The following is a 22,423-nucleotide window of genomic DNA, read 5'->3' as shown; positions in this document are numbered from 1 at the left end:
AATCGAAACGTCAAAGCGCCCGCGCGCGGCGAATCAACCCTGGCGGGCTTTGAAGCGCTTCTGGGTCTTGTTGATGATGTAGACCCGGCCCTTGCGGCGCACGAGCTGGTTGTCGCGGTGACGTCCGCGGAGCGACTTCAGGGAATTGCGGACTTTCATGGCTTCGACCTTAAACCGGAAACACACCGGCAGTGAGCCAGCGCAAATTGAGCGCGTGATATGCGGCATCGGCGGCCTCGGATCAAGTGGAAAGTTCCGTGGCGCTACAAAGACGTGGAGGCCCGCCGGTCTCTATGCCGCGGCCGCAAGGCATTTCACCGGCATGCCGCTTGCGTGGAGCGCCCAGCATCACAGCGAGACAAGCAATCCTGCGGCGATGCATGACTACAAAAGAGGCAACGTGAGGCGCGATACGATCGGCGCCGAGGTCGAAAAGGCGTGGCAGGCGTCGGGCACACCTCTTGCAGCACAATAGTATTGCGCGACAACAAATAGTCAGCGGCGGACAGGGTCTTGGAAATGGACGGCGATTTCACCTCCGAGCAGAAGCGCTATCTCGAAGGGTTCACCTCTGGCATTCAGGTAGGGCGACTCAAGCCGGCCGGTGGCGGGGCGGCAGCCCCCGCCGCGCCAGGCGGCCCCGATGCCCCCGGGCTCATCGCGCAGGCCAAGACGGAAGCCGCGGGCAAGAAGCTGTGCGACCAGGAAAAATGGAAGCGCGACGAGCACCCCTTCGACGCCTATCCGCGCCTGAAGGACCAAGCCGCGAAAGACGAGTTCCCTAAGCCCGCCGACAATTTCCGCTGGCGTTATTACGGCCTGTTCTACGTCGCGCCGGCGCAAGATTCCTACATGTGCCGGCTGCGCATCCATAACGGGGTGCTCAAGCACTGGCAGTTCGCCGGGCTCGCCGACATTGCCGAAGACTTCGCCGCGCCCTTCTCGCATGCGACGACGCGCGCCAATCTGCAGCTGCGTGAAATCCCGGCGCGCAACGGCATCGAGGTCATCGAGCGCATTATCGACCTCGGCCTGTGCTCGAAAGGCTCGGGCGCCGACAACATCCGCAACGTCACCGGCGACGCCACCGCCGGCATCGCGCCGCACGAACTCCTCGACACGCGGCCCTACGCTCGCGAGTGGCATTACGCGATCCTCAACGACCGGGCGATGTACGGCCTGCCGCGCAAGTTCAACGTCGCCTTCGACGGCGGCGGTCCGATCCCGACGCTGGAAGACACCAACGACATCGGCTTCCAGGCGGTGCAAGTGCTGGACGGCGCGGGCATCGAGCCCGGCGTCTATTTCCGCCTCGTGCTCGGGGGCATCAGCGGCCACAAGGATCTCGCCCGCGACACCGGCGTCGTCCTCAAGCCGGCGGACGCCACCAAGGTGGCGGCGGCCATCGTCAAGGTCTTCGTCGACACCGGCGACCGCACCAACCGGACCAAGGCGCGTCTCAAATACGTGCTCGACGACTGGGGCTTTGCGAAATTCCTCGATGCCGTCGAAGCGAAGCTCGGCCACAAGCTGGATCGCGTCGATCCTGCGCACGTCGCGCCGCGCCCGGCGCAGGATCGCCTCGCCCATGTCGGCGTCCACCCGCAGAAGCAAGAAGGGCTGTCCTACATCGGCGTCGTGCTGCCGGTCGGCAAAATGCTGGTCGCGCAAATGCACGAGCTCGCCGCGATCTCGTATGAGCTTGGCGACGGCGACATCCGCCTCACCGTCTGGCAGAACCTGCTGATCTCTGGCGTTCCCGCCGACAAGCTGGACGAAGCCAAGGCGCGCATCGAGGCGACCGGGCTCGAATGGCGGGCCTCGAGCATCCGCGCCGGCCTCGTCGCCTGCACGGGATCGCAAGGCTGCAAGTTCGCCGCCGCCGCGACCAAAGCGCAGGCCGAAGAAATCGCGGCCTACCTAGAGCCCAAGGTTTCGCTGGATACGCCGGTCAACATCCACCTCACCGGCTGCCACAATTCCTGCGCCCAGCACTATATCGGCGACATCGGCCTGATCGGCGCGCGCGTGCCTATCAACGACGACGGCGACACGGTGGATGGCTACGACATCTACGTCGGCGGCGGTTTCAGCACGACGGCGGCGATCGGCCGCCAGATCTATCCCGCCGTGGCGGCGACCGAGGCGCCACAAGTGGTGGAACGGCTGCTCAAATCCTACCTCGCGCATCGCACCGGTCCGGAGGAGACGTTCCACGGATTCAGCAACGGGCGCGACATCGACAGCCTCAAAGCCCTTGCCGACGCGGTGACGCCATGAGCTTTCAAGGCCCGACTCCTCATATGACGCCCATCATACCTGAAAACGCGCCGTTTTCGCCGGACCAGCGTGCCTGGCTCAACGGGTTTTTCGCCGGCTTCATCGCGCCTCAGCCGGGCGATGCCCAGCCGGTCGACGGCACCTCCGTGGCTCTGGCCGAAGACGAGGACGCGCCGTGGCACGATCCCTCGATCCCGATCGATGAGCGGATGAAGATGGCCAACGGCAAGCCGCTGCAGCGCCGGATGATGGCGGCGATGGCGCAGCAGGATTGCGGCCAGTGCGGCTACGACTGCCACAACTATTCCAAGGCGATCGTCGACGGCGACGAGGCGCGGCTGAACCTCTGCGTGCCCGGCGCCAAGGAAACGCTGCGCATGGTCAAGGCGCTGGCCGCCGAGATGGGCGATGCGCCCGCGCCGGCCAACGACGCGCCGAGCGCCGAGGCCGCGAGACCGGTAAAAGACGACGCCAAGCCGGGCTATTCCCGCAGCACCCCGGTCGACGTGGTGTTCGATTTCAAGCGCCGGCTGAACAAGCAGGATTCTGAAAAGTCGACCTATCATATCGAGATCGACCTCAGTCAGGCCGGCATCGACTACGTCGTCGGCGACAGCTTCGGCCTGTTCCCACAGAACGATCCCGCGCTGGTGGAAAAGGTGCTCGCCGCCATAGGCGCGCCGCATGACTTCCCGATGGGCGACAAAAATCTTTACGAGACGCTGCTGACCGAGACCTCGCTCGGCATGGCGCCGGATACCTTGTTCGAGCTGGTCTCCTACATAACCGGCGGCGAGCGGCGGCAGAAGGCGCGGCTCCTGGCCAAGGGCGAGGATCCCGACGGCGACATCCACACACTCGACGTGCTGGCGGTGCTGGAGAAATTCCCCAACCTGCGGCCGGATCCCGAAGCGTTTGTGGAATGTCTCGATCCGCTGCAGCCGCGGCTCTATTCTATCTCGTCGTCGCACAACGCGCAGCCGGGCCGGGTGTCGCTGACCGTCGACCACGTTCGCTATCTCATGGGCGAACGCACGCGCCGCGGCGTCGCCTCGTCGTGGCTGTCGGAGCGCCTCGAGCCGGGCAGCAAGCTCAAGGGCTATATCCAGAAGGCGCATAATTTCGCGCTGCCCGAAAACACCGACACGCCGATCATCATGGTCGGTCCCGGCACCGGCGTCGCGCCATTCCGCGCCTTCCTCCACGACCGCGCCGCCGCCGACGCCAAGGGCGGGGCCTGGCTGTTCTTCGGCCACCAGCGCCGCGCGGCGGACTTTTTCTACGAAGAAGAGATGGAGGATTTTCTCGGGCGCGGCGTGCTGTCGAAACTGTCGCTCGCCTGGTCGCGCGATGGCGAGACCAAAACCTACGTCCAGGACAAGATGCGCGAAGACGCCAGCGAGCTGTGGGCCTGGCTCGAGCGTGGAGCCCATTTCTACATCTGCGGCGACGCCAAGCGGATGGCGAGCGACGTCGAGAAGACGATGGTCGAAGTCGCGATGAAGCAGGGCGGCCAGGACGAAGCGAGCGCCAAGGCCTTCGTTGCGGGTCTAAAGAAGAGCGGACGCTACCAAGCCGACGTGTATTGAGAGTTGGGGCGCAGTCTCAAACGGCACCCCCTCCACCATGCTCCGCATGGCCCGCTTCGCAGGGGAGGATCCTTACCCGCGAAGCGGGGGAAGGGGCCCGGCCGAGTCCAGATTTAAGGGTCGGGTCGAGCCTCACGCCTTGTGACCGGTCAGACGACTCCAGCCATCCTGAATCGACGTCGAGAGCCCCTTCAGGTTGTCGTTCACGACCTCCCAGTTGACCATGCGCGCCGCCTCTTTCTGGTCAGGTCCCGGCGCGCTGTGCATCGTGTCGACGACATAGGCGCAGCCGACGGTGAGGACGATGCCGACGAGCAGACCGAAAATAAAGCGCATGGGGCCCTCCTGGAACGCAGATCAACCAAACTTGGGTGACACAAGGCAACGCTTTAGGTCTCCTCGCCGTTCCGGTTTGGTTACTTTGCCGTAAAACGAGGCTGTCGAAGGATCCGTTGATGGGATTGAAGATCGAAGATTATGCGATGATCGGCGACTGTCAGACGGCTGCCCTCATCGGCCGCGACGGCTCCATCGACTGGCTGTGCTGGCCGCGCTTCGATTCCGGCGCCTGCTTTGCCCGACTGCTCGGCGACGAGGACAACGGCCGCTGGCTGCTCGCCCCCACCGATCCCAACGCCAAGGTCACCCGCAACTATCGCGGCGACAGCCTCATTCTTGAAAGCCGCTACGAGACCGACACCGGCAGCGCCCTGGTCATCGATTTCCTGCCGGACTACCTGCCCGAAGGCCACCTCGTGCGCATTGTCCAGGGCCTGCGCGGCTCGGTAAGCTTTCGCACCGAGCTCGTCGTGCGCATGAACTACGGCATGGCCATTCCGTGGATCCGCCGGCATGAGGATAACAGCCTGCGCGCGGTCTCCGGACCCGACGCCCTGGTGTTGCGCTCCCTCATCAATCTAGAGCCGGAAGACGGCCGCAAGCACGCCGCGATCTTCTCGGTGGCCGCGGGCGAGACGCAGGATTTCGTGCTCGGCTACCATCTGTCCTATCAGGCCGTGGCGCCGGCGATCAGCGCGGCCAAGGCGTTGGCGCATATCGAAGCAAGTTGGGCGCGATGGGTTGAGCCTTACCGTTATGAGGGCCCCTACTCGGCGGCGGTGATCCGCTCACTGATCACGTTGCGCGGCCTGATCTTCGAGCCGAGCGGCGGCATCGTCGCGGCACCGACGACGTCGCTCCCCGAAGCGCTGGGTGGCGAGCGCAACTGGGACTACCGCTATTGCTGGCTGCGCGACGCCACCTTTACCTTGTTCGCGCTGATGAATGGCGGCTTCGTCGAAGAGGCGAAGCGCTGGCGTCTCTGGCTGCTCCGTGCCGTCGGTGGCGATCCGGCGACGATGCAAATCATGTACGGCATTGGCGGCGAGCAGCGGCTGCCGGAGTTCACGCTCGATCAGCTTGCCGGCTACGAAGGGTCGAAGCCGGTACGCGTCGGCAACGCCGCGGCTGCGCAGCTGCAGATCGACATTTACGGCGAGTTGCTCGACGCGTTTTATCAGGCGCGCAAGCGCGGGCTCGTAGCAGACGACGCCGACTGGATGGTGCAGTGCGAGTTACTCAAGCACCTGGAAACGCTCTGGCTCGAACCGGACGAGGGCATCTGGGAGGTCCGCGGGCCGCCGCAGCACTTCGTCTACTCGAAGATCATGGCCTGGGTGGCGTTCGACCGCGCGGTGAAGACGATCGAGGAATTCGGCCTGCAGGGCCCGCTGGAGACGTGGAAGGCGCTGCGCCAGACGATCCACGACGACGTCTGCGCCAAGGGCTGGAGCGAAGAGGCCGGCTCGTTCACCCAGGCCTATGGGTCCTCGGCTCTGGACGCCAGCATTCTGCTGATCGCGCTGGTCGGCTTCCTGCCGCCGGACGACGATCGAGTCCGCCGCACGGTGGAGGCGATCGAGCGGCGGTTGATGATCGACGGCTTCGTCCGGCGCTACGACACCGACAGCCATGCCGACGGGCTTGCCGGCACAGAAGGCGTCTTCCTCGCCTGCAGCTTCTGGTTCGTCGACAATCTCGTGCTCCTCGGCCGCCGCGCGGAGGCGGAGGCGATGTTCGAAGGCCTGATCGCGCTCAGCACTGATCTCGGCCTCCTCTCGGAGGAGTACGACACGCGGGCCAGGCGCCTCGTCGGCAATTTTCCGCAGGCGTTTTCGCATATTGCGCTGATCAACTCGGCCTACAATTTGTCTCGCTCGAACGCACCGGCCGAGCAGCGCTCAGGGCATCGCGTCGACGGCAAGAGCGCGAAAGCACCCGCGGCCGCCTGAATTGATGCCTCATAGCGCTGGCGAAACGCGCTTTTGAAGGACGGATGCGAAGCTTAGCTTGAACCTCTGCCATGATCTCGGCATTGTCGTGTCAACCAAGCATCGCGCCGTTGAGGAAACTTGCATGACGATTCAATCGACAGCCGTCCGTGGCCTCATCCTCATGGCGGCTCTGACCGCGTCTTTCGCCCAGGCGGCGCCGCGCTCCTACAACGGCGTGCCCGAGCTCGACGTCAAAGGCTCGTGTAGCGACGCGCAAAAGTTCAGCTCGCAGGGCGACGACAAGGGCGTCGCTTACAAGGGCTGCATGCAGGACGAAACCAACGCCAAGAACGAACTGGCCAAGCGCTGGTCGAGCTTCAAGGCTGCAGACAAGACCAGCTGTGTCGAGCAGGCGCGCGCGCCTAGCCCCAGCTACGTCGAGGTTCTGACCTGCCTGGAGATGGACACCGACAGCATGAATACCGGTGGTCGCGGGCACAGCCCACAGATCGGTGGCCCCTCTGCGCCCGGCCTTGCCAACCCGAGCACCCCGGCCGCACCGAAGACTTAAAAATAAAGCTAAACCACCTTTTAGGTTTTGCGCGCGAGCTGCTCGATCGGTTCCATCGAAACGACGGATCGCTTCTGCATTTCGGTCATCGCATCAAGCAGTGCAAAGGCATCGTCACGGCGAGGAGCCGGATCGGGCATCGTCGCACTTCTCAAGCCCGACTATGGTGCGCGGCCTGCCAAGTTCAACCCAAGGCGTCAGTCCGCCCGCAACCGCTTCACCAGCGCCGGCGTCGCGAAGCCGTCGGCGGGGCTGATGCCGACCTGTTTTTGATAAGCGTGGATCGCGTCGCGCGAAGTCGGGCCGAACTTGCCATCGGCAGCGCCCTGATACAGGCCTTGAGCGGCAAGCCGGGCCTGGACGAAACTCTTGTCGGTGCGCGACAGGTTCACAGGCATCTGCGGCCAAGCCGTGGACAGCGGCGGCGCGCCGGCGATGCGCTGCGCAAGCGCCCCGAACGACAGGGCATACGAGTCCGAATTATTATATTGTTTTATAATCCAATAATTCTCGAACAGCAGGAACGCCGGACCGGTCGCCCCTGACGGCAGGAACAGCGCGGCGTCGCCGTCGCTCGGAAGCGCGCCGCTGGCTGCCCGCACCCCAAAACCGGCCCACGCCCCGGCGCTCGCATGCAGGGTCGGAATGGCAAACCCTTGCGGCAGCACGACTTCCTTGATCCAGGGTCGATCCGGCCGCCAGCCTTCACTTTTCAAAAAATTCGCGATCGAAGCGAGGATGTCGGCAGGGCTCGTCCAGATGTCGGGCGCCGCGCCGGAGGCACTCACCGCATATTTGCGAAAGGCCGACGGCATGAACTGCGGATCGCCCATCGCACCCGCCCAGGATCCCGTCATCCGGGTTCGATCGACCTGGCCCTGGTCGAGCAAAAGCAGAGCTTCGACGAATTCGTCGCGAAACAGGGGGCGGTCCGGTCGGGTGTAGGCCTGGGTGGCGAGCGAGCGGACGATGTCGCGGTTGCCGCGCGACCGGCCGAAATCGCTTTCCATCGCCCAGGCGGCGAGCAGGATCTCGCCGGGCACGCCGAACCGGCTTTCGAGCGAGCGGAGGATGTCGGCATAGGTCGCGGCGGCCTGCCGGCCCTGAGCGATCCGGCCCGCCGACACCGCTTCTTTGAAATAGGACTGGAGCGGCTTGTCGAACTCGGCCTGGCCGCCGGAGGTCTTGGGCAAGCTCGGGTCGAGCGTCAGACCGGCGATCACGGAGTCGAACGTGGCGCGGTGCACGCCCCTGGCTTCGGCGAGAGGCCAGAGGGTCTGCAGAAAACCGGCGAACGACGCATCGGAGGCGGCCTGCGCCGGCTCCGCCCCGCACGAGATGAGGCCCGCACAGCCGACTGCCATCAGAAAGCAAGCGGTCCGCCGGTCGAGCCGCTGCATCACGGCACCGCGTCGCCATGCGGCGGCGTCTCGCCGTGCCCGTGCGCCACCACCTTTTTCGGGCCGCGCCCCTCACGGATGCGCTGGAACGCGACGTACAGCATCGGGATCAGGAAGATGCCGAGCGTACTCGCTGCGATCATCCCGCCGAACACCGGCGTGCCGACGCCGCGACGGCTGATCTGTGCTGCGCCATGCGCCGTCACCAGCGGGAACAGGCCGGCGATGAAGGCGATCGATGTCATCATCACCGCGCGGAACCGCATCTTCGAGCCGAGGATGGCGGCCTCGATGATGCTGGTGCCCTTCTCACGCTCTTCCTTGGCGAATTCGACGATCAAAATAGCGTTCTTCGCGGCCAGCGCGATGAGCACCACCAGGCCGATCTGAGCGTAGAGGTCGAGCGACAGGCCGCCCAGCAGGATGGCGCCAAAGGAACCGAACACGCCGACGGAGACGGAGAGCAGCACCGGGATCGGGATCATCCAGCTCTCGTAGAGTGCCACGAGGAACAGGAAGGCGAAGAGAAGGGCCAACGCCAAAATCACGCCGGTCTGCGATCCTGCTTCATGCTCCTGATAGGCGGTCCCGGTCCATTCGTAGCTATAGCCCGACGGCAGCGTCTGATCGGAAATGTCTGCCATCGTCGCCAGCGACGTGCCCGACGACACCCCTGCTCCCGGCGACCCGTTTACCGAAACCGATCGATAGTTGTTGTAGCGGGTGATCACCTGCGGGCCCAGAATGATGCGGCTCGACGCCAGCGACTGCATCGGCACCATCTGGTTGGCAGCGTTGCGAACGTAGATCTGCCAGATATCGGATATTTCGCGTCGGTTGAAGTTCTCGCCTTCGATGTTGACCTGCCAGACACGGCCGAACAGGTTGAAGTTGTTGATGTAGGTTCCGCCGAGCGTCGCTCCGAGCGTGTCGAAGATCGAGGAGATCGGAACACCGAGCGCCTGCGCCTTGACGCGATCGATGTCGAGGAAGACCGACGGCGTCGTCGCGGTGTAGGTCGAGAAGACACGGGTCAGCAGCGGGCTCTTGTTGCCCGCCGCGATCAGACCCTGCATGACGCTGGCGTTCTGCACCGGGTCCTGCCCCTCGAGCGCTTCCATCTGATATTCGAAGCCCCCCGACGTCGAAAGTCCGATGATCGGTGGAAGGTTGAAGGCGATGACCGCGGCCGAACGGATCTGCTGGCCCTGCACAAAGACCTGGCGGATCAAGGCTTGCGCCGAATCCGCTGCAGCAGTTCGGTCGGCGAAGGGCTTCAGCTTTACCACCATGAAGGCATTGTTCGACTCGTTGCCGCCGTCGAGCAGCGAGAAGCCAATGACGGCGAAGGTGTCGGCCACCTGCGGCATGCCGAGCAGCAGCTTTTCGACCTGCTTGACTGTCGCCTTCGTGCGGGGGACCGACGCGCCGTCCGGCAACTGGATTGCCATGAAGAAGGCGCCCTGATCTTCTTCGGGTAGGAAGCCGGTCGGGGTCTTCGCCGAAAGGAAATAGATCCCGACTCCGAAGAGCGCAACGACGAGCAGGGACACGAAGGACCACTGCACCAGGCGGGTCACGATGTTGGCGAAGCCGTCGCGCGTCCAGTCGATGGCGCGCATGACGCGGCCCATGATGCCGCGTCTCGGTCCGGTGTGCCGCAGGAAGATGCTGCAAAGAGCAGGCGACAACGTCAGTGCGTTCAAGGCCGAAATCAAAACGGCGGCGCTGATCGTCACGGCGAACTGCCGGAACAGCTGACCCGAGACGCCGGGAATGAACGCGATCGGCACGAAGACCGACAGCAGAACGAGCGTGATCGCGACGATTGGCGCGGTGATCTCGCCCATCGCCTTCTTGGTCGCCTCCTGCGGCGTAAGGTCCGGCTCTTCCTCCATCACGCGCTCGACGTTCTCGACCACGACGATGGCATCGTCGACGACGATACCGATGGCGAGCACGAGCGCGAGCAGCGAGACGGTATTGGCGGAATAGCCGATCGACAGCAGCACGGCGAAGGTGCCGATGAGGCTGACCGGAACCGCAATGGCCGGGATGATCGTCGCGCGGATCGAACCGAGGAACAGGAAAACCACGAGGATCACGAGGACGAAGGCCTCGACCAGGGTACGAATGACCTCGCTGATCGTGTCCTTCACGAAGGTCGTCGTGTCATAGACGACGGTCGTCTTGAGCCCCTCGGGAAAGCGCTTCCTGACCTTGTCCAGCGTCGCGTTGACGGCAGTCGCCGTCTGCACCGCGTTGGCGCCGGGCGCGAGATAGATGCCGATGGCAACCGCCGGCTTGCCGGAAAGCGAGCTTTCCGTGTCCTCGTTTTGGGCACCCATGTCGACGCGTGCGACGTCTTTGATCTTCAGCAGCGAACCATCGGGATTGGCGCGTAAGACGATGTCGCCGAACTCCGCCGACGTCGTCAGGCGTCCCTGCGTCTGCAGGTTGAGCTGGAACTGCTGGTCGCTGGAAATCGGCCGGGCCCCGATACGCCCGATCGCCGCCTGATTGTTCTGCGCCTGGATCGCCTTGACGATGTCGGACGGCGCGAGATTGAGGCTGGTCAGACGCTGAGTGTCGAACCAGATGTTCATGGAATAGTTGAGCTTGCCGAACAGGATGGCCTGTCCGACGCCGGGCGTGCGCGAGATTTCGTCGAGCACGTTGATGACGGCGTAATTGGTGATGAACAGCGGGTCCTGCTTCCCGTTGTCCGAATAGAGCATCATGAACTGCAGCACGGCCGAGGAGCGCTTGCGGATCGTCAGACCCTGCAGCGTCACCTGCGCCGGCAATTGCGACTGTGCGGTTTGTACCCGGTTGTTGACGTTGACGGTGTCGATGTCGGGGTTGGTGCCGAGCGCGAAGCTGACCGTCAGCGTGTAGCTGCCGTCGTTCCCGGACGTCGACTTCATGTAAAGCATCTTGTCGACACCGACCATCTGCGCCTCAATGGGCTGCGCGACGGACTGCTCGACGACGGCGGCGGACGCGCCGGGGTAGTTCGCGGTGACCTGCACCTGCGGCGGCACGATGTCGGGGAACTGGGAGAGCGGAATTGCGGTCAGCGCGAGGGCGCCGGCAATCGTGATGATGATCGCGATAACGATAGCTAGGCGCGGGCGGTCGACGAATATCGCGGAGAACAATGGCGCCTCGTCAGGTTTTTTCGAGCAAGGCCCTCATCGGCACGCGCTACGACTGAATTGAAGGAGAGACGGCTTCGCTCGAAGCCGTCGCCCGTTATTGACCGGGTGCGGTCGTTGCCGGAGTCGGTGTTGCCGGCGATGGCGAGACCGGCGCCCCAGCTTTAACCCGCTGCACGCCCTCCGTGACGACCATTTCCCCCGGCTGCAGACCGCTGAGGACCGCAGCGACCGCAGGGGTCGATTGACCAAGCTTGACGGAACGCCGCTGCGCCTTGTTCTGGGCGTCGACGACGTAAACGTAGTCGCTCTGCTGATCCATCAGGATCGCCGAGCGGGCGACAACCAGCATCTCGACCGGCGTCACGCCTTCCAGCGAGACGGTGACGAACTCGTTGTCGGATAGTTCGCGGAGATTGCCGCGCGATGTCTGGATCTTGAGCAGCGGGTTCGGGATCGTGCCGCGCAGGATGATCGTGTCGGTCGAGGCCTGCACCGTATTGTCGATGAAATCGAGCTTGCCAGGAGATCCATAAAGCTCGCCATTCGGCAATTTGACCCGGATCTTCACCGCATCGAAACCGCCCTTCGCGGCGTATTGCTTGCGCAGATCCATCTGCGTCCGGACCGAGACCGGGAAGGTGACGTACATCGGATCCTGCCCGATGATCGTCACCAGTGTGCCGCTGCTCGGCGAAACGACGTTGCCGAGGGTGATCGCGGTACGCCCGATCTTGCCGTCGATCGGCGACGCGATCGTCGTGTAGTCCAGGTTGATCTGCGACTGGGCCACGCTTGCCTTGGCGCCGAGCACCTGCGCGGCCAAAGCCTTCTGCGTCGCCAGCGCGGCATCGACCGTGGCCTGTGCACCCGCGTTGCTTTTCAGCAAAGCCTGCGAGCGTTCGAGCGCAACGTTGGCATTGACCAGTTGCGCCTCAAATTGATCGGCGACGGCCTTCTTGGCGTCGAGATCGGCCTGAAACGGCCCGCGTTCCAGCTGATAGAGAAGATCGCCCTTTTTCACCTCGGTACCGTCGACGAAGTTCACCTTGTCGACGAAGGCCGTCACGCGCGCGACCACGGCCACGCGGTTGATCGCCTCGATGCGTCCGATGAATTCCGTCGATTCGGTAATGGGCTTCTTTTCCACCTTCTCAACGCCGACCGACGGCGCGCCGCCGGGCGCTTGGCCGAAACTTGGCGTCGCCGCGATCAGGAGGACGAGCCCGATACTCGATCGCAGAAGATTGGAAGAGAAGTTCAAAACCGACGTTCCCGTGTTGCCGCGCGCGGCGAGATGTCTGAGCCATGCGACAGGTATCGCAGGCAAGCAAGCGATTTTGCCCTGCATATGAACCCAGACAGGCAGCCGATGTTAGGCACCCGATGCGTCTTGTTTTCGCATGGCATAGCGGTAGATGTAAAATTACATAGTCGACGTGTGGGGTATTTCCCCCCGGGTCTCTTAGGAGCGGTTGCGTGGCGGCGAAGGGGACCATTGATTTTCAAGCCGTTTTCGACAGCACGCCGACTCCACTCATGCTGATGACGGTCGATCTCGTAATCGTCGAGATGAACCAGGCTTTTGCCGAAGCCATCGGACGCAGCCGGGAAGCGATTGTCGGGCTGAAACTGTTCGAGGCCTTTCCGTCCGAGGGCGAAGGTCGGCGTATGCTCGGGGACTCGCTCGATCGCGTGCGGGCCACAGGTGAGCCGGATGCCCTGGCACTTCTGCACTACCCGATCCCTGTCGGGGACGTAGTCGAGGATCGGTACTGGAGCTGCACGCACCTCCCGGTTCGCGACGGCGATGGAGCCATAAGCTTCATCTTGCAGAACTCGCTGGACGTTACCCGGCTTCATCGGATGAAAGCGGCTGAAGGTGGCGCAGAAACACCGCGCAGCAGCGTGTTGGGAACCGTCGTGCTGCAGCGAGCAGAGCGGGTTCAAGCACTTAATGCCTCGCTCCTCCAGGAAAGCGCCCATCTCCACAATCTCTTCATGCAGGCGCCGAGCTTCATGTGCGTGCTGCGAGGCCCGAACTACCAGTTCGAACTCGCGAACTCCGCGTTCATGGCCCTTGTCGGAATGCGCGACATCGTCGGCCGGCCGATCCGCGAAGCGATTCCCGAGGGCGTCGGCCAAGCCTACATAGACCTCCTCGACACCGTCTATCAGTCGGGCGAGCCCTTCGTCGGCAAGCAGATGAAAGCCGAGTTCGAGCGCGTCCCCGGAGCGGGCCTTGAGGAAACCTACCTCAATTTCGTCTATCAACCGATTTTTGGCTCGGACGGCCGCGTGGTCGGCATCTTCGTCGACGGCAACGACGTCACCGACCATGTGAAAGCCGAAAAGTCTCAGGCGCTCCTGATGCGGGAGCTGCACCACCGCGTGCGCAACACGCTGGCGACGGTGCAAGGCGTGATGAACTCGACAGCTCGCACCGCCGAGACGATCGAAGACTACCAGTGGGCGTTCAGCGGCCGCATTTCGTCGTTGGCTCGGACCCACTCGCTGCTGACCGAGGAAATCCAGCAGTTTGTCTCCTTCCCCAACCTCCTCAAACAGGAGGTCGGCATCTATTCCGAAGGAGATACCAGCCGGGTCGTGCTGGAGGGCCCGGATGTCGAACTGCCGTCGCAGTTGGCGGTGCCGCTCGGCATGACCATCCATGAGCTGACGACCAACGCCTTTCGCCACGGTGCCTTGAGCACGAGCGAGGGACGCGTCACCGTGACCTGGACGATTCTGCCCGCCAAGGAGAAGCGCATTCTGATCTGCCGCTGGACGGAGAGCGGCGGCCCCATCGTCTCGCCGCCGGTGCGCCATGGGTTCGGCTCGATGATCCTAACCCGTGTCCTGGCGCAGCAGATCGGCGCCAAGGTCGATGCGCAATATTCCGCGGAAGGATTTGCGCTGGTTGCCGAAATTCCGTTGGATATCGAACGGGTCTGATCCTCGTTCTCCGCGAAGGTGCCATCAAATTCGCGAATTGCGGGACCGAAAATGGCCTAGGGCGTTAACACGTCGCCGTTTGCTAGGTATAGAAACGCAGTCGTCGACGCCCGGAACTCGAGCCCTTTCGTCGGCGTCAGATTTGCCAAACCGCGTTGGAGATGACGTATGTCGAATGCAGCAGCACAATCCGTGATCGATACGACGTCCGATAGCGGCGCGCTGGACCAGCTGGCGATCAACACGATCCGTACGCTGACCATGGATGCCGTGCAGAAGGCGAACTCGGGCCATCCCGGGACGCCGATGGCCATGGCGCCGGTCGCCTACACGCTCTGGCAGGACGTGCTGCGCTACGATCCCGCCGATCCGGAATGGCCGAACCGCGACCGCTTCGTGCTGTCCTGCGGCCATGCCTCGCTGCTGCTTTATACACTTATCCATCTCACCGGCATCAAAGTGGCGGCTGGCAAGAACGAACCGGCGCTGACGCTCGAGGACATCAAGAACTTTCGTCAGCTGTCGAGCAAGACGCCGGGCCATCCGGAATACGGCTTCACCGTGGGCGTCGAGACCACGACCGGGCCGCTCGGTGCCGGCTGCGGCAACAGCGTCGGCATGGCCATGGCCCCGCGCTGGCTGGCCGACCGCTACAACAAGGACGGCGCGACCCTTTTCGATTACAACGTCTATACGATCTGCAGCGACGGCGACATGATGGAAGGCGTCGCCAGCGAGGCCGCCTCGCTCGCCGGTCACCTCGGCCTGTCGAACCTCTGCTGGATCTATGATTCCAACACGATCAGCATCGAAGGCCACACCGACCTCGCCTTCAGCGAAGACGTCGCCAAGCGTTTCGAGGCCTACCAGTGGAACGTGCTGCACGTTCGTGACGCCAATGATACGGCAGCGCTCCTCGCGGCGCTCGAGACCTTCAAGGCGACGACCGACAGACCGACGATGATCGTCGTCAACAGCATCATCGGCTACGGCGCGCCGACCAAGCAGGGCACGCAGAAGGCGCACAGCGACGCCCTCGGCGTCGACGAGATCAAGGGCGCGAAGAAATTTTACGGCTGGCCGGAGGACTCCTCGTTCCTGGTGCCGGAAGGCGTCTACCAGCACTTTAACGAGGGCATCGGCGTCCGCGGCGCCAAGCTTAACGCCGAGTGGAAGAAGACGTTTGCCGACTTCCGCACGACGCATGCGGACTTGGCGACCGAGATCGACCACATCATCGCCCGGACGATGCCTGAAGGCTGGGACAAGGACCTGCCGGTGTTCCCGGCCGACCCGAAAGGCGTCGCGTCGCGCGACGCCTCCGGCACGGTGATCAACGCCATCGCCAAGGCTTGCCCCTGGTTCATCGGCGGCTCTGCCGATCTCGCGCCCTCGACCAAGACGACGATCAAGGATGCCCTGTCGCTCGAGGGCAAGACGCCCGGCGGCCGCAACATGCATTTCGGCATCCGCGAGCACGGCATGGGCGCCGCGGTGAACGGCCTCGCGCTCGGCGGCCTGCGCGCCTTCGGCTCGACCTTCCTCGTCTTCTCCGACTACATGCGCCCGCCGATCCGGCTGTCGGCGCTGATGGAGCTGCACAACTTCAACGTCTTCACCCACGATTCCATCGGCGTCGGCGAGGACGGCCCAACGCATCAGCCGGTCGAGCATCTCGTCGGCCTGCGCTCGATCCCGGGCCTCTTCACCTTCCGCCCCGCCGATGCCAACGAGGTCACCGAAACCTACCGCGTGGTGATGAATCTCACCCACAATCCGGCGGCGCTGGTGTTCAGCCGGCAGGCGCTACCGACGGTCGACCGTTCCGTCTATGCCTCCGCCAAGGGCGTCGCCAAAGGCGCTTACGTCCTGGCCGACGCGGCGGATGGCAAGCCGCAGGTGATCCTGATCGGCACCGGCAGCGAGGTCGGGCTCTGCGTCCAGACCTACGAGACGCTGAAGGCCGAGGGCATTGGCGCCCGCGTCGTCAGCATGCCGTGCTGGGAACTGTTCGAGAAGCAGGATCAGGCCTATCGCGACTCCGTTCTGCCGCCAGAGCTCAAGGCCCGCGTCACCGTCGAACAGGCGGCCGTGATGGGCTGGGACCGCTATGCCGGCGCCTCGGGCTCGATCATCGGTATGCACACGTTCGGCTCGTCCGCGCCGCTGAAGGACCTGCTGACGAAATTCGGCTTTACGCCGGAGAAGGTGCTGGAAGCTGCCCGTCATCAGATCGCGTTGCATCAGTCCTAAAGTCAAACCGCCGTCTGTCCCCTTCCCCTCTGCGGGGAAGGGTCAGGGATGGAGGTCCTGGTGTTCTTCGCCGCTGGTGAAGGACACGACGACCCCCACTCCCAGCCTCTTCCCGCAAGGCGGAGAGGAGCTTTCTCGCGGCTCTCGCCGCCCACACGGAGATCGTTCATGCAGCTTGGTGTTGTCGGTTTGGGACGCATGGGGGGCAACATCGCCCGACGTCTCAAGAATGCAGGTCACGAGATCGTCGTTTTCGACGTCGACGCCAAGGCGGTCGACAAGCTCGCTGGCGAAGGGATGACCGGCGCCACGGGGCTCGAAGACGTCATCAAGAAACTGAAAGCGCCGCGCGCGCTGTGGATCATGCTGCCGGCCGGCAAGATCACCGAGGAAACGATCAAGACCGTCGCCGCCGCGCTCGAACCCGGCGACATCATCATCGACGGTGGCAACAGCTTCTACAAGGACGACATCCGCCGTGCCGCGGAACTTCGCGAAAAGAAGATCACCTATGTCGACGTCGGTACGTCCGGCGGCGTCTGGGGCCTCGAGCGCGGCTACTGCATGATGATCGGCGGGACCAAAGAGGCGGTCGACCACCTCGACCCGATCTTCAAGGCGCTGGCGCCCGGCATTGGCAGCATCGAATTGACGCCCGGCCGCGAGGCGCATGATCAGCGTGCCGAGCACGGCTACATCCATGCCGGTCCCGCCGGTGCCGGCCACTTCGTCAAGATGATCCACAACGGCATCGAATACGGGATGATGCAGGCCTATGCGGAAGGCTTCGACATCCTGAAGAACAAGGCGTCGGAAAGCCTGCCGGAAGACCAGCGCTTCACCCTCAACCTGCCCGATATCGCCGAAGTCTGGCGTCGCGGCAGTGTCGTGGCATCATGGTTGCTGGACTTGACCTCGATCGCCCTGGCGAAAGACGAGACCTTGGCAGGGTTCTCCGGCTCCGTCGAAGATTCCGGCGAAGGCCGCTGGACCATCGAGGCGGCGATCGAGGAGGCGGTTCCGGCGGAAGTCCTCTCCGCCTCGCTGTTCGCGCGCTTCCGCTCGCGGCAGCAACATACGTTCGGCGAAAAACTTCTTTCGGCGATGCGTTTCCAATTCGGCGGCCACGTCGAACGCAAATAGGGGCTGACCGATGAATGAGATGCCGTTCAACAAGCCGGACTCGAAAAAAGGGACAGCCGTCGCCCCGCCCTGCGTGTTCGTGGTGTTCGGCGCCTCGGGCGATCTGACCAAGCGGCTGCTGATGCCGGCAATCTACAACCTGGTGAACGAGGGCCTGCTCAATCAGGACTTCGCCATCGTCGGCATCAACCGCGGCGATCCGGACGAGGAGAAGTTCCGCGTCGAGCTGATCCAGTCGGTGCGCGAGATCGTCGAGGGCGGCAGTGGCGAGGCCGGCCAGGTGAAGATGGACGCGCAGGCGACCGCCTGGCTGCAGGAGCGCGTCTATCACTTCAGCGGCGACATCACCGACGGTGGGATGTACGACGGCCTGAAGGGCAAGGTCGACGAACTTCTCGAGGGTAAAAGCCACCGCAACGTCGTCTTCTATCTCGCCACCGCACCGCAGTTTTTCGGCCCCGTCGTCGAGGGCCTCGGCAACGCCGGACTGCTGAAAAAGGAAGAGAACGGCTTTCGCCGCGTCATCATCGAGAAGCCGTTCGGCACCGATCTGGAATCGGCGCGGGCGCTCGACAAGAAGATCCTCAACATCGTCGACGAGGATCAGATCTTTCGTATCGACCATTTCCTCGGCAAGGAGACGGTGCAGAACATCATGGTTCTGCGCTTCGCCAACTTCATGTTCGAGCCGATCTGGAACCGTGATCACATTGATCACGTGCAGATCACCGCTGCCGAAACGGTCGGCGTCGAATCGCGCGGCGGCTTCTACGACAAGACCGGTGCACTGCGCGACATGATGCCGAACCACATGTTCCAGCTGCTCGCGATGATGACGATGGAGGCGCCGAACTCGTTCGATGCCGATGCCGTCCGCGCGGAAAAAGCCAAGGTAATCGAAGCGATCCGCCGCGTCTCGCCGGAAGAGGCGCTGAAGAACGCGGTTCGCGGCCAGTACGTGTTCGGCGAGGTCAAGGGCAAGCCGATGCAGGCCTACCGCCAGTCGCCGGATGTCGATCCGAAGAGCCGGACGGAAACCTACATCGCGCTTAAATTGTGGATCGACAATTGGCGCTGGGCCGACGTGCCATTCTACATCCGCACCGGCAAGGGCATGACCGCGCGCAAGACCGAAATCGCGATCCAGTTCAAGAAGGCGCCGGGGGTGCTATTCCGCGACATCGACGACGGACAGCTCTCGGCCTCGCGGATGATCTTCCGCATTCAGCCGGACGAAGGCATCCAGATGCGGTTTTCCGCGAAGGAGCCGGGCCGCAAGGTGCGGCTGTCCGACGTCAACATGAACTTCCGCTACTCCGACTACTTCAAGTCGTCGCCGTCGACCGGCTATGAGACGCTGATCTATGATTGCCTGATCGGCGACGCCACGCTGTTCCAGCGTGCCGACAACGTCGAAGGCGGCTGGGCCGTCGTGCAGCCCCTGCTGGACGCCTGGGCCGCCGGCAACGACGCCGTCCATTGGTACGAGGCCGGCAGCGCCGGGCCGAAGGAAGCCGACGACATGCTCGCCGCCGACGGCCGGAAGTGGCTCGCCCTATGACGGCACCGGCGCACCGGATCAGGCTCGTCGTCTCCGACATCGATGGCACGCTTGTCACGCCGGACAAGCGCCTCACCGATGGCGTGATCCACGCCGCCGGGCTTCTGGCGGAGGCCGGCATCGCCTTGTCCCTGGTGTCGAGCCGGCCGCCTGCCGGCTTCGCGATGATGCGGGAACCGCTCAAGATCGCCAGCGCGTTCGGTGCGTTCAACGGCGGCGCGCTGCTCAAGCCCGATCTCAGCATCATCGAAGAGATCCTGGTGCCCGCCGAAGCCGCGCGCATCGCGCTCGCGACTTTCGCCGAACTTGGCGTCGATGCCTGGTTGTTCACCAACGACGTCTGGTACGTCAGCAATCCCGATGGGGCCTATGTCCCCAAGGAACGCCACACGATCCAGGCCGAGCCGGTCGTCGCAAAGACGTTCGAGCCGTACCTCGGCAAGGTCGGCAAGCTCGTCGGCTCGACCAAGGATCCCGAGCTGCTGGCGCGTTGCGAAAGCGTGCTGCAGCAGCGCCTCGGCACCCTCGCCAGCGCCAGGCGCTCGCAGGCCTATTACCTCGATGTGACCCCGCAGATCGCCACCAAGGGCTACGCGGTCAAACGTATCGCAAGCTTCCTCGACATTCCGCTGACCCAGGTCGCGGTGATCGGCGATGCCGCCAACGACATGCCGATGTTTGCCGTCGCCGGCATGACGATCGCGATGGGCAATGCGATCGACGATCTCAAACGCATCGCCAATTTCACCACCGAGTCGAACGAACATGACGGCTTTGCCGTTGCCATGGAGCGCTATGTTCTGCCGCGCGCCACACGAGCGTGAGTCCCGATGAAACGCAAACCCGGTAAGATTTCTCTGCTCCTCGCCGATGTCGACGGCACGCTGGTCACCCACGAGAAGGTGCTCACCGATCGCGCCGTCGCCGCCGTCGCCGCGATGGAAAAGGCCGGCGTCCGCTTCGCCGTGACCAGCGGCAGGCCGCCGAAGGGCATGGCGATGCTCATCGACCCGCTCCACATCGCGACGCCGATCGCCGGCTTCAACGGCGGTCTCTTCGTCAATCCCGATCTCTCGCCGATCGAGGAGCGTGTGCTGCCCGGCGACGTTGCCCGCGATGTCGTGACGATGATTCTCGATCACAAGCTCGACGCCTGGCTCTACGCCGGCAACGAGTGGCTGGTGCATTGGCGCGACGCCCCCCACGTCGCCCGCGAACAGAAGACGGTTCAGTTCGAGCCGATCGTGGTGAAGGATTTCGGCGCCAAGATCGACAAGGCCGTCAAGATCGTCGGTGTCAGCGACGATCACGACCGCATCGAAGAATGTGCGCGCAAGGTACGGGAGCGGTTCGGCACCAAGGTCTCGGCCGCGTTGTCACAGCCCTATTATCTCGACGTCACGCACCCGCAAGCCAATAAGGGCGGCGTCGTCGAATACCTGTCCAAGCACTTGAACATTCCGACCTCCGAGATCGCCACGATCGGCGACATGCCGAACGACGTCGACATGTTCAAGAAAAGCGGTTTCGCCATCGCGATGGGCAACGCGTCGCACGACGTGAAGGACGAGGCCGACGCGGTCACCGCGGATTGCGACCACGAGGGCTTCGCCGAAGCGGTCGAGAAGTTCATCCTCAATCAGGGAGCGCGCTGATGCCGAGAGCGGATTTAGACGTCAGCGCGGACTCCGCCGCGCTCGCCGCGCGCATCGCCGACTGGCTGGTCGACGAGATCACCGGCAGCACAGGACCGTTTGCCCTCAATCTATCGGGCGGTTCGACGCCGAAGGCGCTCTATACGCTTCTCGCCACCGACAAATATCGGGCCGCAATCGACTGGCCGCGCGTGCACCTCTTCTTCGGCGACGAGCGCTTCGTGCCGAAAGATCACCCCGACAGCAATTTCCGCATGGCCAACGAGGCGATGATTTCGCACGTCCCGATCCCGGCGGACAACGTGCATCCCGTCGAAACGGAGAGCGGCACGCCGGAAGAGGCCGCGGCGGCCTACCAACGCACGCTACAGGCGTTCTACGGCAAAACGGCGCTCGATTCCGGACGTCCACTGTTCGCCGTAACGTTGCTCGGTCTCGGCGATGACGGCCATACGGCGTCGCTGTTTCCCGGTACCCAGGCCCTGCACGAGCGCGACGCCTGGGTCACCGCGGTGATCGGCGCCAAGCCGGAGCCCCGCATCTCGCTCACATACCCGTGCCTCGACTCGAGCCATAATGTCGCTTTCCTCGTCGCCGGCGCGGCGAAGCACGCGATGCTGACGCGCGTGCTGGACAAGGATCCCACGTTGCCGGCCTCTCACGTGGAGACGTCCGGGCGGCTTATCGTGTTCTGCGACACGGCAGCGGCCGGCGATCTAACGCCGAGCGCCTAACCCGTGACGGCGCTGCGACCGAAGCTGCGAAGGCGCAGCGCGTTGGTCACCACGAAGACCGAGGACAGCGCCATCGCGCCGGCGCCGAGCATCGGCGACAGCAGCAGCCCCAAGGGCGCGTAGAGCGCACCGGCCGCCACCGGAATCAGAACGATGTTGTAGGCGAAGGCCCAGAACAGATTCTGACGAATGTTGCGCATCGTCGCCCGGCTGAGATCGATAGCCACGGCGACCGCATCGAGTCGATCCGCCATCAGCACCACGTCCGCCGCCTCGATCGCGACGTCCGTGCCCGTGCCTACAGCGATGCCGACGTCCGCTGCTGCCAGCACCGGTGCGTCATTGATGCCGTCGCCGACGAAGGCGACGCGCCGATCATCGGCCAAAACCTGGAGCGCCGCGACCTTGTCCTGCGGCAGCACCTCGGCGGCGATCGACTCGATCCCCAACAGGTTTGCGACCGCATCGGCGGTCGCCTGCACGTCCCCCGTTATCATGACAGCAGCGATGCCTTTGTCGCGCAGCGTGGCGACCAGCGCAGCAGCATCTGACTTGATCCCGTCGGCGATCGTCATCACGGCCGCCAGACGGCCATCGACCGCGACAAAGACCGGCGCGTCGGGGCCGGTCGTCTCGTCGAGCCCCGCGCAATTCACGCCAGCGTCGCGCATCAGGCGGCCCGTGCCGATCAGAACGGCGCGTCCGGCGACGCGCCCCGCGAGGCCGAGGCCGGGCCGTGCTTCAACGGCTTCCGCCGCCTGCAACGCAAGGCCTTCGGCTTGAGCGGCCTTGATGATGGCTGTTGCAACCGGATGCTCCGAGCGCGTTTCCAGGGACGCTGCCAGCCCCAG

At 64.0% G+C, this 22,423-nt stretch carries 18 protein-coding genes; 12 read left to right on the top strand and 6 right to left on the bottom strand.

Features of this window, described 5'->3' with window-relative positions; translation table 11 throughout:
- Positions 1–33 precede the first annotated feature (33 nt).
- A complete protein-coding gene (ykgO, locus tag GSQ79_RS16445; protein ID WP_158809766.1) occupies positions 34–159 on the bottom strand; it encodes a type B 50S ribosomal protein L36 in 126 nt (41 codons plus the stop codon).
- On the opposite strand from ykgO, the gene GSQ79_RS16440 reads away from it, so the two are divergent.
- From GSQ79_RS16440 to GSQ79_RS16430, 3 genes are read left to right on the top strand one after another with little or no spacing between them, the layout of a single operon-like run.
- Positions 158–475: a hypothetical protein gene (locus tag GSQ79_RS16440; RefSeq protein WP_158809765.1), complete on the top strand. Its 318-nt coding sequence runs from the start codon at positions 158–160 to the stop codon at positions 473–475. The two genes, ykgO and GSQ79_RS16440, sit on opposite strands and share 2 nt — an antisense overlap.
- A gap of 44 nt (positions 476–519) precedes the next feature.
- Positions 520–2,280 (top strand): NirA family protein, encoded by a 1,761-nt coding sequence (locus GSQ79_RS16435; RefSeq protein WP_158809764.1) that lies wholly within the window; start codon positions 520–522, stop codon positions 2,278–2,280.
- Entirely contained in the window at positions 2,277–3,869 is a 1,593-nt protein-coding gene (locus GSQ79_RS16430; RefSeq protein WP_158809763.1) for a sulfite reductase subunit alpha, read from the top strand. Before GSQ79_RS16435 ends, GSQ79_RS16430 begins: the two co-directional genes overlap by 4 nt.
- 132 nt (positions 3,870–4,001) lie before the next feature.
- Here the strand turns inward: GSQ79_RS16430 and GSQ79_RS16425 are convergent, their stop codons facing one another.
- Positions 4,002–4,205, bottom strand: a complete 204-nt coding sequence (locus tag GSQ79_RS16425; RefSeq protein ID WP_158809762.1) for a hypothetical protein — start codon at positions 4,203–4,205, stop codon at positions 4,002–4,004.
- Between the two features lie 119 nt (positions 4,206–4,324).
- Between GSQ79_RS16425 and GSQ79_RS16420 the strand changes: the two genes are divergently transcribed.
- The gene (locus GSQ79_RS16420; protein ID WP_158809761.1) at positions 4,325–6,160 is read left to right on the top strand and encodes a glycoside hydrolase family 15 protein; all 1,836 of its coding nucleotides are present in this window, start codon (positions 4,325–4,327) and stop codon (positions 6,158–6,160) included.
- 124 nt (positions 6,161–6,284) lie between these two features.
- The gene (locus GSQ79_RS16415) at positions 6,285–6,713 is read left to right on the top strand and encodes a hypothetical protein (protein WP_158809760.1); all 429 of its coding nucleotides are present in this window, start codon (positions 6,285–6,287) and stop codon (positions 6,711–6,713) included.
- Between the two features lie 197 nt (positions 6,714–6,910).
- On the opposite strand, the gene GSQ79_RS16410 is transcribed toward GSQ79_RS16415, so the two are convergent.
- The 3 genes from GSQ79_RS16410 to GSQ79_RS16400 form a co-directional block, all read right to left on the bottom strand.
- Positions 6,911–8,113 carry a lytic murein transglycosylase gene (locus tag GSQ79_RS16410; protein WP_158809759.1) on the bottom strand — a complete coding sequence of 401 codons (1,203 nt, stop codon included), beginning with the start codon at positions 8,111–8,113 and terminating at the stop codon, positions 6,911–6,913.
- A complete protein-coding gene (locus tag GSQ79_RS16405; protein ID WP_158809758.1) occupies positions 8,113–11,274 on the bottom strand; it encodes an efflux RND transporter permease subunit in 3,162 nt (1,053 codons plus the stop codon). Before GSQ79_RS16405 ends, GSQ79_RS16410 begins: the two co-directional genes overlap by 1 nt.
- Before the next feature lie 94 nt (positions 11,275–11,368).
- Complete coding sequence (locus GSQ79_RS16400; RefSeq protein ID WP_246725385.1) at positions 11,369–12,535, bottom strand: efflux RND transporter periplasmic adaptor subunit; 1,167 nt, start codon at positions 12,533–12,535, stop codon at positions 11,369–11,371.
- A gap of 215 nt (positions 12,536–12,750) precedes the next feature.
- Between GSQ79_RS16400 and GSQ79_RS16395 the strand changes: the two genes are divergently transcribed.
- The 7 genes from GSQ79_RS16395 to pgl all read left to right on the top strand — a co-directional run bounded on the left by GSQ79_RS16395 (position 12,751) and on the right by pgl (position 21,572).
- A complete protein-coding gene (locus tag GSQ79_RS16395; protein WP_158809756.1) occupies positions 12,751–14,226 on the top strand; it encodes a sensor histidine kinase in 1,476 nt (491 codons plus the stop codon).
- Between the two features lie 168 nt (positions 14,227–14,394).
- The gene (gene tkt, locus GSQ79_RS16390; RefSeq protein WP_158809755.1) at positions 14,395–16,479 is read left to right on the top strand and encodes a transketolase; all 2,085 of its coding nucleotides are present in this window, start codon (positions 14,395–14,397) and stop codon (positions 16,477–16,479) included.
- Positions 16,480–16,647: 168 nt separating this feature from the next.
- A complete protein-coding gene (gene gnd / locus GSQ79_RS16385) occupies positions 16,648–17,622 on the top strand; it encodes a phosphogluconate dehydrogenase (NAD(+)-dependent, decarboxylating) (RefSeq protein ID WP_158809754.1) in 975 nt (324 codons plus the stop codon).
- A 19-nt stretch (positions 17,623–17,641) separates the two neighbouring features.
- Positions 17,642–19,183: a glucose-6-phosphate dehydrogenase gene (gene zwf, locus GSQ79_RS16380; RefSeq protein ID WP_174243234.1), complete on the top strand. Its 1,542-nt coding sequence runs from the start codon at positions 17,642–17,644 to the stop codon at positions 19,181–19,183.
- On the top strand, positions 19,180–20,007 hold the full coding sequence (locus tag GSQ79_RS16375) for an HAD family hydrolase (RefSeq protein WP_158809752.1): 828 nt from the start codon (positions 19,180–19,182) through the stop codon (positions 20,005–20,007). The genes zwf and GSQ79_RS16375 overlap by 4 nt, the downstream gene beginning before the upstream one ends.
- A 6-nt stretch (positions 20,008–20,013) precedes the next feature.
- The gene (locus GSQ79_RS16370) at positions 20,014–20,838 is read left to right on the top strand and encodes a Cof-type HAD-IIB family hydrolase (protein WP_158809751.1); all 825 of its coding nucleotides are present in this window, start codon (positions 20,014–20,016) and stop codon (positions 20,836–20,838) included.
- Entirely contained in the window at positions 20,838–21,572 is a 735-nt protein-coding gene (gene pgl / locus GSQ79_RS16365) for a 6-phosphogluconolactonase (protein WP_158809750.1), read from the top strand. The genes GSQ79_RS16370 and pgl overlap by 1 nt, the downstream gene beginning before the upstream one ends.
- Here pgl and GSQ79_RS16360 read toward each other — a convergent pair.
- Positions 21,569–22,423 (bottom strand): HAD-IC family P-type ATPase (locus GSQ79_RS16360; RefSeq protein ID WP_158809749.1); only part of this gene is annotated, 855 nt, incomplete at its 5' end. The genes pgl and GSQ79_RS16360 overlap by 4 nt on opposite strands.

This window comes from Beijerinckia sp. L45 (genome assembly GCF_009765775.1).
Taxonomy (GTDB): domain Bacteria; phylum Pseudomonadota; class Alphaproteobacteria; order Rhizobiales; family Beijerinckiaceae; genus RH-AL1.
Note: the sequence above shows the minus strand (reverse complement) of the source record. Positions and strands in the feature narration are given on the sequence as shown.

Bases quoted from the DNA above. Each gene is read 5' to 3' on its own strand.
- GSQ79_RS16415 (WP_158809760.1), top strand. From the start codon at position 6,285: ATGACGATTCAATCGACAGCCGTCCGTGGCCTCATCCTCATGGCGGCT.
- pgl (WP_158809750.1), top strand. From the start codon at position 20,838: ATGCCGAGAGCGGATTTAGACGTCAGCGCGGACTCCGCCGCGCTCGCC.
- GSQ79_RS16440 (WP_158809765.1), top strand. From the start codon at position 158: ATGGCTTCGACCTTAAACCGGAAACACACCGGCAGTGAGCCAGCGCAA.
- zwf (WP_174243234.1), top strand. From the start codon at position 17,642: ATGCCGTTCAACAAGCCGGACTCGAAAAAAGGGACAGCCGTCGCCCCG.
- GSQ79_RS16370 (WP_158809751.1), top strand. From the start codon at position 20,014: ATGAAACGCAAACCCGGTAAGATTTCTCTGCTCCTCGCCGATGTCGAC.
- GSQ79_RS16430 (WP_158809763.1), top strand. From the start codon at position 2,277: ATGAGCTTTCAAGGCCCGACTCCTCATATGACGCCCATCATACCTGAA.
- tkt (WP_158809755.1), top strand. From the start codon at position 14,395: ATGTCGAATGCAGCAGCACAATCCGTGATCGATACGACGTCCGATAGC.
- GSQ79_RS16420 (WP_158809761.1), top strand. From the start codon at position 4,325: ATGGGATTGAAGATCGAAGATTATGCGATGATCGGCGACTGTCAGACG.
- GSQ79_RS16410 (WP_158809759.1), bottom strand. From the start codon at position 8,113: ATGCAGCGGCTCGACCGGCGGACCGCTTGCTTTCTGATGGCAGTCGGC.
- GSQ79_RS16375 (WP_158809752.1), top strand. From the start codon at position 19,180: ATGACGGCACCGGCGCACCGGATCAGGCTCGTCGTCTCCGACATCGAT.
- GSQ79_RS16425 (WP_158809762.1), bottom strand. From the start codon at position 4,205: ATGCGCTTTATTTTCGGTCTGCTCGTCGGCATCGTCCTCACCGTCGGC.
- GSQ79_RS16435 (WP_158809764.1), top strand. From the start codon at position 520: ATGGACGGCGATTTCACCTCCGAGCAGAAGCGCTATCTCGAAGGGTTC.
- ykgO (WP_158809766.1), bottom strand. From the start codon at position 159: ATGAAAGTCCGCAATTCCCTGAAGTCGCTCCGCGGACGTCACCGCGAC.
- gnd (WP_158809754.1), top strand. From the start codon at position 16,648: ATGCAGCTTGGTGTTGTCGGTTTGGGACGCATGGGGGGCAACATCGCC.